Origin of the sequence: Shewanella benthica KT99 (assembly GCF_000172075.1) — a bacterium.
Taxonomy (GTDB): domain Bacteria; phylum Pseudomonadota; class Gammaproteobacteria; order Enterobacterales; family Shewanellaceae; genus Shewanella; species Shewanella benthica_A.
In genome coordinates this window covers 17,094-32,462 of sequence record NZ_ABIC01000023.1, presented here as the reverse complement: position 1 = coordinate 32,462, position 15,369 = coordinate 17,094, and the positions used below count along the sequence as shown (strand labels likewise).

The 15,369-nt window shown below is 45.2% G+C and carries 13 protein-coding genes and 1 pseudogene; 12 read left to right on the top strand and 2 right to left on the bottom strand.

Annotated elements, in window-relative coordinates:
• Positions 1–303 precede the first annotated feature (303 nt).
• Genes KT99_RS11775 through KT99_RS11720 form a run of 12 tightly spaced genes read left to right on the top strand, consistent with a single transcriptional unit; the run spans position 304 to position 12,187 of the window.
• The gene (locus tag KT99_RS11775) at positions 304–2,340 is read left to right on the top strand and encodes a TonB-dependent receptor plug domain-containing protein (protein WP_040571922.1); all 2,037 of its coding nucleotides are present in this window, start codon (positions 304–306) and stop codon (positions 2,338–2,340) included.
• Positions 2,341–2,349: 9 nt separating this feature from the next.
• Entirely contained in the window at positions 2,350–3,348 is a 999-nt protein-coding gene (locus KT99_RS11770; protein WP_040571918.1) for an ABC transporter substrate-binding protein, read from the top strand.
• Complete coding sequence (locus tag KT99_RS11765; RefSeq protein WP_050774353.1) at positions 3,339–4,385, top strand: FecCD family ABC transporter permease; 1,047 nt, start codon at positions 3,339–3,341, stop codon at positions 4,383–4,385. Before KT99_RS11770 ends, KT99_RS11765 begins: the two co-directional genes overlap by 10 nt.
• The gene (locus tag KT99_RS11760) at positions 4,385–5,695 is read left to right on the top strand and encodes an ATP-binding cassette domain-containing protein (protein WP_005500266.1); all 1,311 of its coding nucleotides are present in this window, start codon (positions 4,385–4,387) and stop codon (positions 5,693–5,695) included. Before KT99_RS11765 ends, KT99_RS11760 begins: the two co-directional genes overlap by 1 nt.
• Positions 5,696–5,724: 29 nt before the next feature.
• Positions 5,725–6,417 (top strand): hypothetical protein, encoded by a 693-nt coding sequence (locus KT99_RS11755; protein ID WP_005500265.1) that lies wholly within the window; start codon positions 5,725–5,727, stop codon positions 6,415–6,417.
• Positions 6,414–7,238, top strand: a complete 825-nt coding sequence (locus KT99_RS11750) for a hypothetical protein (RefSeq protein ID WP_005500264.1) — start codon at positions 6,414–6,416, stop codon at positions 7,236–7,238. The genes KT99_RS11755 and KT99_RS11750 overlap by 4 nt, the downstream gene beginning before the upstream one ends.
• Positions 7,235–8,032 carry a DUF3450 domain-containing protein gene (locus tag KT99_RS11745; protein ID WP_005500263.1) on the top strand — a complete coding sequence of 266 codons (798 nt, stop codon included), beginning with the start codon at positions 7,235–7,237 and terminating at the stop codon, positions 8,030–8,032. The genes KT99_RS11750 and KT99_RS11745 overlap by 4 nt, the downstream gene beginning before the upstream one ends.
• Positions 8,032–9,426, top strand: coding sequence for a MotA/TolQ/ExbB proton channel family protein (locus KT99_RS11740; RefSeq protein WP_005500261.1), 1,395 nt, complete (start codon positions 8,032–8,034; stop codon positions 9,424–9,426). The genes KT99_RS11745 and KT99_RS11740 overlap by 1 nt, the downstream gene beginning before the upstream one ends.
• Positions 9,413–9,934, top strand: coding sequence for a MotA/TolQ/ExbB proton channel family protein (locus KT99_RS11735; protein ID WP_005500260.1), 522 nt, complete (start codon positions 9,413–9,415; stop codon positions 9,932–9,934). Before KT99_RS11740 ends, KT99_RS11735 begins: the two co-directional genes overlap by 14 nt.
• Complete coding sequence (locus KT99_RS11730) at positions 9,924–10,325, top strand: ExbD/TolR family protein (RefSeq protein WP_005500259.1); 402 nt, start codon at positions 9,924–9,926, stop codon at positions 10,323–10,325. Before KT99_RS11735 ends, KT99_RS11730 begins: the two co-directional genes overlap by 11 nt.
• The gene (locus KT99_RS11725) at positions 10,325–10,966 is read left to right on the top strand and encodes an energy transducer TonB (RefSeq protein WP_005500258.1); all 642 of its coding nucleotides are present in this window, start codon (positions 10,325–10,327) and stop codon (positions 10,964–10,966) included. Before KT99_RS11730 ends, KT99_RS11725 begins: the two co-directional genes overlap by 1 nt.
• A gap of 6 nt (positions 10,967–10,972) precedes the next feature.
• Positions 10,973–12,187 (top strand): tetratricopeptide repeat protein, encoded by a 1,215-nt coding sequence (locus KT99_RS11720; protein ID WP_005500257.1) that lies wholly within the window; start codon positions 10,973–10,975, stop codon positions 12,185–12,187.
• Positions 12,188–12,282: 95 nt separating this feature from the next.
• Here KT99_RS11720 and KT99_RS20860 read toward each other — a convergent pair.
• Together KT99_RS20860 and KT99_RS11705 are read right to left on the bottom strand one after the other, a co-directional pair.
• Positions 12,283–13,049 (bottom strand): annotated as a pseudogene (locus KT99_RS20860) (ISAs1 family transposase).
• A 210-nt stretch (positions 13,050–13,259) separates the two neighbouring features.
• Positions 13,260–15,314: a M13 family metallopeptidase gene (locus tag KT99_RS11705; protein ID WP_005500252.1), complete on the bottom strand. Its 2,055-nt coding sequence runs from the start codon at positions 15,312–15,314 to the stop codon at positions 13,260–13,262.
• Between the last annotated feature and the right edge of the window lie 55 nt (positions 15,315–15,369).

Genomic DNA, 15,369 nt, shown 5'->3' with positions numbered 1-15,369 from the left:
AGTCGTGATTTATACAATAAGAATAGACTGAAACTGACTCATATGCAGAGGCATGTTTATTAAAGGCGATACGTTAGGCTGCACAAACCGACAAATTGCGACTTTTTGTCCAAGGAGATTGGTCATTCTACAGGATTGTATCGGAATTAGTTCTTTATTGAGTGATTAACATCTAGGGTTTGATTTTATTTACAGTTAAACCAAAATGTTAAGAATATAATAAATAAAAAATTATGGTAAAGCAGACTCTTTAGTCTTGTTGAAGACATGTTTACCATTATAACCAGCAAAACGGAGTCGTCGGTGATCAAAATAAAACGCACCAAAATTGCCATTATTATCAGCACTTTACTTTTATGCCCATCTGCTATGGCTAACGATGCATACGATGTGTTTTCTCTGGGGGAAATAGTCGTATCAGAACAAACTGGTGTTAGAGATATCACTATCGATAACACTATGACCGCCGAGCAAATTGAATTGATTGGCGCTAAGACAGTGGCTGATGCACTAGATTATATTCCGGGAGTGCATGTAGCTCAATCGAGTAAAGGTGAAAAATTTCTAACTATTCAGGGTTTCGAGCAGAATAAAGTACTTATTCTGCTCGATGGTGTTCCATACTACGAAACCAATTATGGCCAGTTAGACTTAAATCAAATTCCTGCAAATATTATTGCCAAGATTGAAGTGGTTAAAGGAGCTTCGTCAGTACTGTATGGCCCGAATGGTATGGGCGGTGTAGTTAACATCATTACTAAAAAAGGCCAAGAAGGCGTCAGTGGCGATATACAGGCCTCTTTTGGCCAGATGGGACAAAACCAAGAATCGGCGACTCTGAGTTTAGGTAAGAATGGTTTTAGCTTGTTTGCTACTGTAAATCACCGTGGTCGTGATGCGATGAGAATGTCTAATAACTACGAGCCCGTATTATCTAAGATCAAAGATAAATATGGTGACCTACCAAAGAAGATGGTGGTTGAAGATGGTGGTAAGCGTGAAAACTCTGCTTATGAATCGACCAACATATGGGTCCGTGGTGGTTATGTTAACGAAAGTAGTGAGATCTTTGCTAGCGTTTTTAGCCTGAATTCAGATAGAGGATTACCATATAACACACGGAATAATAAAGTATTCAGTGGTTTTAGTAGCTTTGCTGATATTTCTGAGTACAAGGATACAGGCTTAGATTTAAGTGGCTTGCACCGTGTTAATGACTGGCTGAATGTTCGAGTTCTAGCCTATCACCATATGCATAACGACAGTTATGATTCATATGACACCCCTAAAAAAGAGGTCAAATTAGCAACAAGCAGTTACAGTGATTACACTGCTGGCGGTGCATTATTCACCGATATGCAACTTGCCGATTGGAATAGTTTGAGCTTGTCCATTAACTATAAGAATGATGTTCATAAGAAAAAGAATCTTGCTTACATAGATACCGACCGCTCTCATGACTACCAGCGCTCCCAGTTGGATACCATTAGTTTTTCAGCAGAAGATACTATGACGTTTGGCGCGCTAAATGTGGTTGCAGGCATTGCTTGGCATCAACAAACTGTGGTTGAAGATAGCGATAAAGATGCTGTGTCTGGGGAAGATGGGTCAGATACTGTTGACCCTATGCTAGGCCTTAGCTATACCTTCGACAATGCAGGTCTAGCTTATGCTTCTATCGCGCAAAAGACACATTTTGCAACTTTTTCAGAGATGTTTGATGATACGGGAGCACGCCACGATCTCAAGCCTGAGCGTAATACAAGCTATACATTAGGCTGGAAGAATGACTTAAGTCATCAGTGGCTAAATAGCATTGATATCGGATTCTTCTATCATGATATAAGCGATAAGATCGTATCGACTTACGTACCTAATCCAACTTTTCCTGATGCGGATCTTGAAATTTATCAAAACGTGGGTACATCTGAATACTACGGTATTGAGATCAGTACCATAAGCCAACTGTCTGATAATATCGATTTATCATTCGATTATAGCTATATACATGCTCGTAATACTAGCGATAACCGCGACTCAGACTATTTCCGTGATATTCCTAAGGACTCAGTCACCGCTATTCTTAATTGGTACCAACCATGGTTAGATATTAATAGTAATTTACGTGTTCGCTATCGCACCGATATTCTGATTGATGAGCGTTCAGGTGAATGGGAAGCGGATACATTGACTATCGACATGGGCATTAAGAAGGCGATCACACCTCAGTTCTCAGCCTATTTCAACCTTAATAATTTACTCGATGAGTCGCACTACGAGGGGTACGGACAACCTAATGAAGGCCGTTCTTACGAAGCGGGCGTTAAGTATCGCTTCTAAGGAACAAGAATGTTGAACAGACTATTAAGCACTGTTGCCATTCTACTTTGTTGCCTTTCAAGTGTATCGGCTGAGCCGATACACTTGGTTGATCAACGAGGTCTCGAGGTGGTGCTATCAAAGCCTGCTGGACGTATTGTGACGACCTTTACTCCAGCAAGCTTATTTACCCTAAGCTTAGGACTTGCAGACCAATTAGTCGGTATTGGTGGCAGCACCAAATACTCACCCTTTATTAATCAGCTTCTAGGACACCGTGAACCTCTAGTGATAGGCAGTAGGTCAGCCGGTATCAACCTTGAAACCATAGTCGCACTTAAGCCTGATTTGGTATTGTTTTTTGGTAAGAAAGACGGTTATCGATTAGCAGAACGCTTGAGTTCGCTAGGTATAGCGAGCTTGGTGATCCAGCCTGAGACATTCGCCGATGCTCAAGTTGTACTCGAGCTAATCGCTAAAGCGACAGGCACTCAAGACAAGGCCGCCAAGATAGCAGCCGAAAACCAACGATTGGCAAACATTATTAATTCTGGACTTGCTGGCTTGCCTAAAACTCAGCGTTTACGCGCCTATTATGCCAACAGCTCAGATCTATACCGCACCGCAAGTGAGCAGATGTTCCAACATCAATTGATGCTAATAGCAGGAGTAGATAATGTGGCTAAGGGCGTGCCGGGCTTCTACCCTAAAGTGAATGTTGAGCAACTATTGTTATGGCAGCCACAATTATTGATTCGTGAATCTAATGATTCAACCAAAGTCGATGAGCAACTTGCAAAATCGCTAATGACATCACTGGAAAAGCTACCACAGATCATGATCCCTAAGGGAAGCTTCTGGGATATGCCATCACCTATGGCAATGGCAGGAGCGCTTTATATTGCCGCTAATGCCTACCCTGAACGTTTCAAACATATTAATTTAGATAACGAAATTGCACGCTACTATCGAGTCGCTTTTGGTCATGCTTGCCTATCACCTCTACGAGGAATAGCCCAATGTCAGTGATGGTTACGCGCCGACTATTACCTATCCAATGTATCGGCGTCATCACGGCTACCCTATTTATAGGGCTCTGTGCAGGGCGTTTCGCCGTTGACCCTAGCGACATATTTAGCGCCATTCAAAAGCTGCCATCGGTCCTAACTAGCTTGATATTAACCGGGCTGGTTCCCGATGACCTCAGCCAAGAAGATCGAGTGATTTTACTCATACGTTTCCCACGTTTGTTAACAGCACTTATTGTGGGAGCAGGTCTTACTGTCTCAGGGGCTGTTTATCAAGGTGTATTTCGTAATCCATTAGTTTCACCAGATATTCTTGGGGTGGCATCTGGCTGTATGTTTGGCGCCGCTATGGGGCTTGTTTTACCCGGAAGTAGTTGGCTTATGGTGCAGATATTGGCATTTGTGTGTGGCTTATTTGCTGCTTGCGCTGCCATGTTTATGGCTAAACGATTCGGTAGTAATAGTTTATTACTCATGATTATGACTGGGATTATTGTTGGCTCAATATTTGGTTCCGGCTTGACCATGTTAAAAGCACTCGCCGACCCTTATGGTGAGCTACCCGCGATTGTCTTTTGGTTAATGGGCTCTCTGTCGGTGAGCAGCTGGAGTACCGTGGCTCAACTTGCCATACCTGTAGTCATTGGCTATGGGCTTATTCACGCATTGCGTTACCGCTTGAATGTACTTTGTTTGGGCGACCAACAGAGCCGCAGCTTAGGCATTGAACCTACGAGACTGCGCTTAGTCCTAATCGTTATTAGCTCCTTTATCGTGGCCTCTTGCGTGGCAACGGTTGGCCAAGTGGCATGGATTGGCTTAGTGGTACCGCATATGGTTCGCACGTTTACCGGGGCTGATAATATGCGCTTAATTCCGATCTCTACTGCGGTTGGCGCCCTGTTTTTATTATTAGCCGATAGTGTGGCTAGGGCTAGTTTCACCATGGAAATCCCTATCGGCGTTGTCACCTCTCTAGTTGGCGCTCCATTATTTGCTTTCCTGCTGTTTCGTTTTCGTCAAGGAGGCACCGACTAATGCTGTCTGTTACCGATCTTGGCTATGTCATTGACGATAAGTGTTTATTGGAAGGTGTGAGCTTCGAGCTAGAAGCCGGTGAGTTTCTTGCAATTTTAGGAGCTAATGGTGCGGGTAAGACGACGTTAATGAATTGCCTGTGTGGTTTAATTACCCCCAGTAAAGGTTCGGTATCACTTAATCAGCGCCCATTAAGCAAGATGTCTCGCGCTGAAATAGCACAGCAAATGGCACTCGTGCCTCAACAGCAAGAAACAGCGTTTGCTTTTACCGCATTAGAAATGGTGGTAATGGGTCGTACACCATTTCTATCGACCTTCGAGTCACCATCCGAGCAAGATAATGCTGATGCAAAGCAGGTCATGCAACTGCTAGATATTGGCGGGTTGGCCAAGCGTGACTACAACCACTTATCGGGCGGTGAACGCCAGTTAATTTTACTGGCAAGAGCATTATTTCAAAGTGATCGCTTATTATTGCTCGATGAACCGACTAACCACCTCGATTACCGCAACCGCTTTCAAATCTTATCTCTGGTTAAGCGCAGCTGCATTGAATCAAATACTGCCGTTATCGCCATTTTACATGATCCAAATCTTGCCCAGCTTTATGCCGATAAAGTGCTCTTGTTGGAGCATGGCAAGGTACTGAATTATGGCGAACGTAGCACAGTAATGACCAGCAAAAACATTAGCCGTCTTTATGGGTTAGCCACGGCAAGCTACCGAATCGCAGAGCAGGAGTTTTTTATGCCTCAAAATGTATTAGGTTTAAGTCTGAGTAAAGTACTCATTATTACGGGTGAAAGCGGTAGCGGCAAGACCACGGCGTTAGTGGACTTTATTGCGCTATGCCAACAAAAACACATTCCACTTAAAGGAATGCTTTGCCCAGGAGTGATGAAAGATGGACAGCGTTACAGCAGTGATATTGTCGATATTGCGACAAATGAGCGTTGTCTGTTTGGTCTGCGTACGGGAGTACTCGATAAGGAGACTGGTACACGCTTCTCCTTCACTGAAGAGGGGATGGCTTTAGGGAAACAAGCTCTCGATCATAACCATTTTCATCAAGATGAAATCTGTATCGTCGATGAAATTGGCCCCATGGAGCTAAGTGGCGAAGGGTTCGGACGTCACATAGCACCACTCTTAACTGTGGCCAATAGTCGCCACATCTGGGTGGTCAGGCCGAGCCTGGTTGAACGAGTTTGCAGGCATTGGTCACTGCACAACCCCGAGATCATCGATATTGAAGATACGGCTTTAGCGGAAAAACTAATGCAGTTTGTTCGCGTGAATGCGGCGTGATTTTTTGTGGGATTGAGTGAGAAAATAAAATGAGTGACACAAGTTTAAAGCCTGTTATAACGCCCTTTATGGTTATATTGACAGCAAGGCTAGTCAATATAGTATTATTCGCTTTGGCGGTAATGATATTAAGCCTGATTAATTCCAACTGTTTATTGTTCCCAGGCAGCAGTGTTACCACCTACCTAGTCGTGAGCGCCATAGTGAGTCTTGCCTCGCTTTGTTGTTTGCACCTGACTAATCGTCTTCAAGCTCATTATGTTTTTATCGTGTGTTTTATCGCGCTACTGATGCTCGGTTACAGTCAAACACTTGAGCCGCCAAAAGGCGATAGCGCCATGCTGACGTCAATCTGGGCACAGCTATTCTTCTTATCTCGCCCTATTGCATTAGGCTTAGCTATAGCTGCATTCGTGAGTTACTCAATTCAAGCCTTGCGCAATGATGCAGATTTAGACAGTCATTGTCATTTATTAAGTTTACTGGCTGGAACCGCTTACTTAGGTGGAGAAATTGCCGGTAGCTATTGGGCATTTATCGGTTGGGGAGCGAGCTGGAGCTGGAGTGGCCACTTCCTTTTCTCAGCCTTGACTTATTTGCTATTTGTTTTGGTATTTCATCTTCCTAAAGTGTGGTTTTCTAATCCGAGCGCTTTGACTATGGGCAAAGCCGCGGTATTGGGTTTCACCTGTGTGTTGATGTTGGGGTACCGCGTGTTATGAAAATGAACTGGCTATATTCGATGCGCCTAGCCTTTGTGTTGCTAGTGGCACTAACGCTTTGGTTTGCTATAGGCGTTGCTATGAGCGAGTACGATGCTCCTAGACAAGCACTAAGGTCCCTCGATAACCTCCCCATGTCACAGTGGCTGCAAAGCTTATCTGCGACACCTACTGTGGGCTTTTGGATGCTTGGATTATTTATCCTTATGTTTTTATTGAGTTTAAATACAGCGTTATGTTCTTGGCGAGACCTATTACCGACTTGGCGTCGTCGGCGTTGGCGCAGTCCACGCATTATGATGCTACCAATCCATGTGTTGACCTTACTTATTTTCATGTGTCACGGTGTCGATCTGGTTTTTATCCATGGTCATGACAGTGCTGTGCTGCATCGAGGCGAGCACTTTACTAGCGGGCGCTATCAAATAGAGCTAGTAAAGGTCGATTATCGCGATGATATTGCCATGATAACCGAAAATAAAGAAGGTTTGAGTCCTGCGGGCCGAATCACCCGCCGCAGTATCGAGCAGTTTGATCCTCGCCACAATAGTGCACAGTTTATTATCCGAGATGGACCGCTGCAAATGAGTGGTGATGCAGGCTTTATGCGCCAACTTAGATGGAATGACTTATATATCACAGTGACAGATTTCACAGTGCCTTATAAAGAACAGAACCTTGGGGTACAGGTCAAAGTACTTGCCGTTCACAACCCTTTGGTTAACTACTTTTTTGCCTGCTACGGCCTGCTATTAGTGAGTTTATTGCTGCAAGGACTGATTTTTTGGCGTCGATCAATCAAAAATGGAGGCCGCAGATGAGAGCTAATTTCAGTTGTAGTGTGCTAATCGCCTGTTGTGCGCTGTCACTTAATCTGGCAGCGGCAAGCAGAGATACAGAGCAAGTGACCCGAGTCGCTGTAGATAAATTGGCTCAGCAATGGGCTGATAAAATTAAACTGCCAATGGTGCAATCTGTCTTACTTGGCCAAGAAGCGGCTGACTGGCAACAGCAGAAAGCGCAATCTTTATCTCAACAACAACAAGATTTAGGTGAGCTTTATTGGACCGAATATCAAGTGCAGAAAATGCAAAGATATGTGGCGTCACTGCAAGCCGAAGTAGGTCAATTACACCAAGATATTGCCACTATTAATGCACTTAAGCAGCGACTCGAACCTCAACTTGAGATCTGGTATGCCACTTTAGAGCGACGAGTCACCTCTGATCTCCCTTTTGACTTTGAAGAGCGTAAGCGACGTTTAGCATTTTTACGTAGCGCCATGGATGCAAGCGAACTGCCGCTAGCCGAGCGCTTCAGGCGTTTATTGGATGTACTGAGAATTGAAGTTGCCTATGGCTATGGCCAACACGTTAGCCAGGAGGTGATAGTAATAGATGATAAACCGATACAAGTTAACTTATTACGCTTAGGACGCTTAGCTTGGTTTTATATGACTCCAGATGAACAGCAAGTCGGTTGGTTCGATCGTCAGACTCGTCAATGGCGAGTATTGCCAATAAATGAACAAGGGGACTTAAGGCTGGCAATGGCTATCACAACGAATAAGCAGATTGCTAAAATCGTCAATGTGCCGCTAGGAGTAGCAAGATAATGAGAATCATTCTTTTAGCCCTATTGTTAGCAACTACAAGTCTAGCGATCACGCCAGACTCTGCATTAGCCGTAGGATCTGCAGAATATCAAGAATTTGAACAGCAAGTGAACGCTCACGCAGCGGATCTTAATCTACAGAACCAAGAATGGCGTAGTCGACTTAAGCAAGGTATTGATGAAGTTAAAAATAATCGGCAGCTGTTAGCTAAGCGCTTAAGTAACAAACAATCACAACTCGCATCGCTTAATAAGCAATTGGCGAATTTAAGCGAGCAAAAGAAGTTATTAACTCATGACTATCAGCTTGCTGTTGATGATATGGAATTGGTGCGAGGAGCCTATCAAAAAGCGTTAAATAGTTTGTCGCAGCAATGGCAACATAGCCCTACCCAGTTAGTCGATCAACAAAGACGCGACTCTATCGATGCTGCGAAGGCTCACCCAGGCTTTCCAAGCTTAACCATGTTAAATGCACTTATAATGTACGCTATTGATGATATACAGATGACGGGTAAAGTTTCCAAGGCGCAGGCGGAGATTAGCTTTAAAAACGGCAGTGTGAGTCAACAAGAGCTAAAGGTTATTGGCGGGTTAATGGCAATAAGTGCAACGGAATCGCCTCATTTCATTGTATTCACTGACCGGCTTCCGCTAGCAATTTCACCCGATAATTCAAAGATAAGTGAGCAAGTTAGCGCCTGGATAGATAATAAAACTCAACTGTTACCCCTAGATTTAAGTCAAGGACGCATGTTGCCGAGTTTGGCTAGTGAGCAAGGCCTGGCTGATTGGGTTAAGCGAGGAGGTGAGGTGTTATGGCCAATCCTTATTTTAGCTGCATTGGGTGTGACCATTGCCTTATGGAGAGCTGTGGTGCTCTTCTATTGGCGCCCCCTAACCACACTAACGGAAGGGGACGCAAATAAGTCAGACTTGCCCCTTATCAAACAACAACTTTTGCAAAGCATAAGAGTACCTGCGGCTGTCGTGTTAGCCAATTCAATTGTGGCTGGCGCGAGCGTCGAGGCCATGGACCAGCGGCTCAAACAGCTAATGCTTCAACAGATGATGAAGTTTGAGTTTGGACTCGGTTTCATCGCTTTACTGGCCGCTATGGCGCCAATGCTAGGTCTACTCGGCACAGTGTCAGGTATGATCGAGACGTTTCAATCGCTAACTGAGTTTGGTAATAGTGACCCCAAATTACTATCACAAGGGATCAGTAAGGCCTTAATCACTACACAGGCAGGCTTGCTGGTGGCCTTGCCCTTGTTATTACTCCATTACCCATTAAAGCGCCGCGCACAGTCCCTTAGTTTAAATATGGAGCAGCAATCAGCCTTGCTACTCGCACTTAATATTGAGCGTGGAGGCGAGCATGACAGTCGATAGTATTACCTATTCTTTACTTCAGTTGGGACATGCTATTCTTGGCTTTATTGACCTAGGTGGCATTGTGATGTACCCGTTATTTGCCTGCTGTTTATGTATGCTGTGGCTGGTGAGTCGAGCGCTGTTTAGCGAGGTCGATTTAGCCCCGGGAGTCAGTACTCCACAGACTCGCCCTGACTGGCTTAACCAACGTTTAAACCTACTCGCACTCAGGCTGGCTCAGCGGCAACAGTATGCCGATCTTCAAGGAGTGAGGTTATTGGCCATGGTGGCACCATTATTGGGACTATTAGGCACAGTGAGCGGCATGATTGCCATGTTTGATGCCGGGGCTAATTATGGCTTTCATGATCCTGCGGTGATTTCGGCGGGGATCTCTATGGCGATGGTAACAACGCAGACCGGACTCTTCGTTGGTTTAAGCGGCGTACTATTGGCTTTTTTCTGGCAGCGAAAACTCAATCACGTCCAGGGCGTTAAATATGTTGGAGCTTGTCATGCTAAGTGATCGCTTTAGGCAAGATAAAGATCCTGAGATCGACATGACTCCCATGCTCGATGTGGTGTTTATTTTGTTGATTTTCTTTATTGTATCGACAAATTTTGTACCGCAATCTGCCGTTGAGATAAAGCGGCCTCAGGCGAGCACCGCGGCGCGAGTCGAAGGCAGTCCCATTGTCGTCACCTTAGATACCACTGGCCGAGTTTATTTCGAGTCTAAAGAGATTGATATCTATTACTTACCCGGAAAATTACAACAGATTGCCAGTCAATCACCAAAAGCCAAGTTGTTAGTGATTGCAGACACTAATTGCCCTACAGGTGTGACCATCAAGGTACTCGATATAGCAAAACAAGCCGGGATCAGTTTTAGCTCTGTGGCTTCTGAGATCCGCTAATGAGACGAGGACGCTGGTACCAAGGGGCGGTCATTTGTACTCGGTTGGTGTTATCGGCGGGGTTGACGATTCTACTGTGTTATTACTTGCCCAGTAGCCTAAACCGACGCCAGCCTCAACCGTTTCAGAGCAATGAAGCAATTCATGTTGAATTGCTTCTACCTGAAGCCGAAAAACAAAAAACGCCAATGGCTAAAGAGGCCGAGGCGAAACCTTTATCCGCAAACATTTCAGCCCCCCTCGCCATGAGCTTACCTCTGGTGTCAGCGGTTGCAGACATGGCTTTGCAAGTACCGGCCCTCGCCGTGCCATCGTTGAGAGGGATGGATTTGCCTGATATAGGCCCAGTGATCGCGGGTATAGCCGATGTGGATCAACCGCCGGAATTGTTACGATTTATACAACCGAAAATGCCAGTGGCAGGACGTAAATTTAAAAGCGGTGGCAAAGTGCTGCTACGCTTAATCGTTGAAGCCGATGGCATGGTAAGCCAGGCCCGGGTATTAGAGGCTAAACCCGAGAAAATATTTGATATGTCGGCAATCAAGGCGGCCCGCAAGTGGCGCTTTAAGCCCGCGATATTGTCTGGTGTGGCTGTAAAGGTATTTGTTGATGTTCCTATTCACTTTAAGGTCAATTGATCCCCTATGAATAAGTTGATCTTATCAATCTTGCTGGCACTGTTTCTTACTAGCCCCTCTAGTTACGGCCAAGATTTAAGCCGATTCGAATCTGGGCAACTTAATAAAGCCAGGCTATTACTCGAGAACAATCACCTTGATGCTGCGCTGGAGGTCCTTTCGCCACTACTTGAGCATCAAATGCCACATCCTCTGGTATTTCAATATGGCTGCCGCACTTTAATTGATACAGGTTCACAGTCGGAGGCGTTAAGCTGTTGGGCGCGGGGGTATAAACTGTATCCGCAAGATACTAATCTGGCGATTAACTTGGCTAATGCACAGTTACAAGCCGAACATTATCAAGCGGCAATTAACACTCTAGAGCCATTGGATTTATCAGATAATGATCGCTCATTTCAGTCACAAGCCCACTATATGCAAGGGTATGCCTATTATCAGCTATCGCAATACCAAGCCGCGTTAGATGTGCTCTTAGTCGCACGAGTAAGGCCGCACTGGTGGCCCCTTATCAGCTACAGCCAGTTAGCATTAGAGCAGTGGCAAAATGCAAAACATAGTGCGCGCCAGTGGCTGACTTTAACCCCTGATAATCTAACGGCTTGGCAGGTGTTAGCACACAGCGAAATGGGCTTGAATAACACCATGTCTGCGGCTGTTGCTACGGATATTGCCAACCAATTAAGCACCCATCTAGCTAAGGTTAATACCAGTCTGCTGGGTAACTTAAAGGCCTATAATTTTGCATCTCTATGTACCTTGCAACCCGTGACACTCGTGTTTACCCAGCAAGATTTAGCCTGTGCGCAATATGCTGGGCTATCAGGCCAATACCAAAAAGCATTAAATTTCATGCAGCAATTTACCTTAGACGAACAGCCGGAAGGTCTTGGTGTGTTCGATGATTATTATCTGCTTAAAGGTCAGTTATTTGCGGCGTTAAAGCAAAATTATAATGCCCGAAAGACATGGCTGAAGGTTGGGCTACAAGGACTTCCTATAGGCTCGGCAGCAGAGATCAAGCTAGCACGACAGAGACGAAATCAGCAGCAGGGGCAAGCATTATTGTTAATCGGGCAGAATTACTGGTTGGCTCAACAGTGGCCGGAGGCTGAGGCCGTTTATCGCAGGCTGGAACAAACCCCTGGTTTCGAAACGATTGCCCATGCTTTTGGGCAACGTTTAGACGCATTTGGTGTGCTAGAAGATAAACTCAGGTGATGCCAGCTTATGGCGCTAGTAAACGCAAGCCACATATATGTGGTGAAAGTCTATATAATATGGATATAGTCGCTAGCGTAACTCAGGAGCCACGGCTAGCGCATTTTAATCCCTGACTCTAACAGGGTTGAGCGATACTCGTCGTCCAACCCTGCCATCTTCTTTTTAGCCACTATACTCGCGCGTTTTGTCTGCTCTTGCTTGAACACAGTCATTGCTATTTTTCTCATCACATTAAAAGCAAGCGGACCTCGGCCTTTACGGATCCGTGATTCATCTTCTCTGAATGTCATCTCTAACACCCAATGCATACTTTCTACTTGCCAGTGATTTCGCACAGAAGATAACGCCTGCTCTGCATTTAAATCTAATGAGCTAATGTACCAACGTGTTTCAGTGGTCTCTTTACCTGTCGTTTTTTCATGTACGTCTGATGTCACTTTGATAATGCTTTTTAAGCCAACCCACTGATATTTATTATTTAACCAACTTTTATTAACCAGCACTTGTGCCACCAAGCTTCTAATTCACCCTGTAGACCAGAATGATGACCTTTAAGCGCTAGAATATAATCAGCCTTTTGCTTAACGATTAGCTTTGCTATCTCTTTTTCATCCGCTTTTAATCGGCAGATAACACGGGCAATAGTGTCATGCCGAGGAATAGCTGCTTTAAAAGGACGATACTGACGAAGCCAATCAAGCTTTAGATGTCCAAAGTTTTCAATGTCTTCCCATCCTTCAGAGCCTGACATAACCGCACTTATAGCGAGTGAAATAATATCTAATAAGTTATGTTTTTTACAACGCTCAATACGGGGATCCGCAATCGAATCAAAATGTTTTAAAAAAGTAGCAGTCATTAACATCACCAAAAAAGAGTATTTGGTGATCTGATCGCTACTTGAGCATAAAGTTCAATTTATAATGATCTTGCCGTGACTCAGGAGCCGTTACCGAGGAGCAATATATAGACTTTGTCTAAGATGTTTTGAACTCTCGCCGATAGAGCACATATTTAGTAGGCTTATACCGTTCCGAGTAAGTATCGATAGAGATACCTAGCAGATCTATTACCAGATCTTGACGCGTTCTTCCGGGGCTAAGAACATCTTATCACCCTCTTTCACATCGAAGGCCTGATAAAATGCCGGTATGTTACGCGGTGTGCCCATGGCACGGAAGTGACTCGGTGAGTGAGAATCTGTCATCAGGCGACGACCCAACTCCTCGTCACGATAGTTACGACGCCACACCTGAGACCAACCGATAAATAAGCGCTGCTCGCCGGTTAAGCCATCGATAACCGGTGATTTTTTACCATCTAGGCTCAGATGATAAGCACGAGCCGCAACGGTCAAACCACCCAGATCGCCAATATTCTCACCCAGAGTCAAGTCACCGTTAACATATTTCCCCGGTAGGGCCTCATAAGCCGCATATTGGGCCGAAAGTTGGGCCGCACGCTGCTGGAATTCGGCGCGATCGGCATCGGTCCACCAGTCTCTCAGATTGCCATCTCCATCATACTTAGCACCTTGATCATCGAAACCATGGCTGATCTCATGACCAATAACCGCGCCTATGCCACCAAAATTGACCGCGTCATCGGCATCCATATTGAAAAAAGGAGGCTGTAGGATAGCGGCTGGGAACACGATTTCATTCATCACAGGATTATAGTAAGCATTTACCGTCTGCGGTGTCATGTGCCACTCGGTGCGATCGATCGGCTTACCCAGTTTGTCGAGCATGGTCTTATACTCGAACTCGGCATAACCTTGATAGTTACCCACCAGCTGATCCGCTTTAATCTTGAGATCTGTGTAGTCTTTCCACTTATCCGGATAACCTATCTTATAGGTGAACTTAGCGAGTTTCTCTTGCGCCGCGACCTTAGTCTCGGGGGACATCCATTCGAGTTCGTCAATGCTGACCTCGAAGCCTTTAATCAAGTCTTGGATCAAGCCTTCCATTCTCTGTTTCGCTTCAGGTTTAAAGTGCTGCTTAACGTATTCTTTACCTACAAGCTCACCGATCACCTGATCCGACGCATCCACAGCCCGCTTCCAACGCGGCTTCTGTTCTTCGATACCCATCAAGGTTTTACTGTGAAAATCGAAGTAAAGATCGACGAAGTTTTGACTCAGTAATTCGGCATAGCTGTCTACCAGATGAAAAGCCAGATAGTCTTGCCACTGGATCACGGAGAAATGAGTGAACTCGGCACCGAACTTCTCGAAATAGGAAGGTTGACGCACGATCACCTCGGTAACCTTATCGAGATTAGCACTGGCGGCGAACTGGACGAAGTCGAAGTTAGTCACCTTAGACTGTAGCTCGGCCCTATCCATCTTGTTATAGCTTTTATTGGCATCACGGGACTCGACACGACTCCACTGACTCTGGGCAATATGCTTCTCAATCTTAGCGACACTGTCCGCGACTCGCTCAGCATCTTTACTGCCGGCCTGGATCATGATATCTGCAACATAGGCATTCAAGGCGGCTCGATTGGCAACAAACTTATCATCATCTTTAAGGTAATAATCACGATCCGGCAGGCTGAGGCCTGACTGATACAGATAAACCGCATATTGAGTCGAATTCTTAGCATCATTATTAACGTAGAAACCGAAAGGGATCTGCACACCACTGACCAGCAATCTTCCCATAAGACTAGCGATATCGTCATGATCTTTTGCCAGCGCGATATCCCCAAGTTGATCGCTTAAAGGGCTGATGCCAAGTTTTTCGATGACATCGGTATTCATGTAACTGGCATAAAAATCACCGACTTTCTGCTCACTGGAGCCCTCGGCTTTATTGGGTTTAGCCACCGCATCATCGATGATTTTTTTCAGCGCATACTGGCTCCGTTCATAGAGCACAGAGAAGGCACCATAGTTAGACTTATCCGCAGGGATAGGCGTGTTGGCAAGCCAATGTCCATTAACACTATAGTAGAAGTCGTCTTGATGGCGAACTGAGTTATCGAAGTTTGCCTTCTCAACACCAGACACCTTGGCGGCTTGCTGTACTACAGGTGTCGCAGGTTCGTTACTGCTACATGCTGCCAAACTTAAGCTTAACGCTATGCCTAGTGCCAATTTACTTACTCTATTCATTTTTATCCCCGGTTTATGCTTTTGATAATAGCGGCCTGCTATCTTCAAGCCTGCT

Coding starts and splice junctions, on each gene's coding strand:
- KT99_RS11735 (WP_005500260.1), top strand. CDS start 9,413: ATGACAGTCGATAGTATTACCTATTCTTTACTTCAGTTGGGACATGCT.
- KT99_RS11755 (WP_005500265.1), top strand. CDS start 5,725: ATGAGTGACACAAGTTTAAAGCCTGTTATAACGCCCTTTATGGTTATA.
- KT99_RS11740 (WP_005500261.1), top strand. CDS start 8,032: ATGAGAATCATTCTTTTAGCCCTATTGTTAGCAACTACAAGTCTAGCG.
- KT99_RS11745 (WP_005500263.1), top strand. CDS start 7,235: ATGAGAGCTAATTTCAGTTGTAGTGTGCTAATCGCCTGTTGTGCGCTG.
- KT99_RS11725 (WP_005500258.1), top strand. CDS start 10,325: ATGAGACGAGGACGCTGGTACCAAGGGGCGGTCATTTGTACTCGGTTG.
- KT99_RS11730 (WP_005500259.1), top strand. CDS start 9,924: ATGCTAAGTGATCGCTTTAGGCAAGATAAAGATCCTGAGATCGACATG.
- KT99_RS11770 (WP_040571918.1), top strand. CDS start 2,350: ATGTTGAACAGACTATTAAGCACTGTTGCCATTCTACTTTGTTGCCTT.
- KT99_RS11720 (WP_005500257.1), top strand. CDS start 10,973: ATGAATAAGTTGATCTTATCAATCTTGCTGGCACTGTTTCTTACTAGC.
- KT99_RS11760 (WP_005500266.1), top strand. CDS start 4,385: ATGCTGTCTGTTACCGATCTTGGCTATGTCATTGACGATAAGTGTTTA.
- KT99_RS11765 (WP_050774353.1), top strand. CDS start 3,339: ATGTCAGTGATGGTTACGCGCCGACTATTACCTATCCAATGTATCGGC.
- KT99_RS11750 (WP_005500264.1), top strand. CDS start 6,414: ATGAAAATGAACTGGCTATATTCGATGCGCCTAGCCTTTGTGTTGCTA.
- KT99_RS11705 (WP_005500252.1), bottom strand. CDS start 15,314: ATGAATAGAGTAAGTAAATTGGCACTAGGCATAGCGTTAAGCTTAAGT.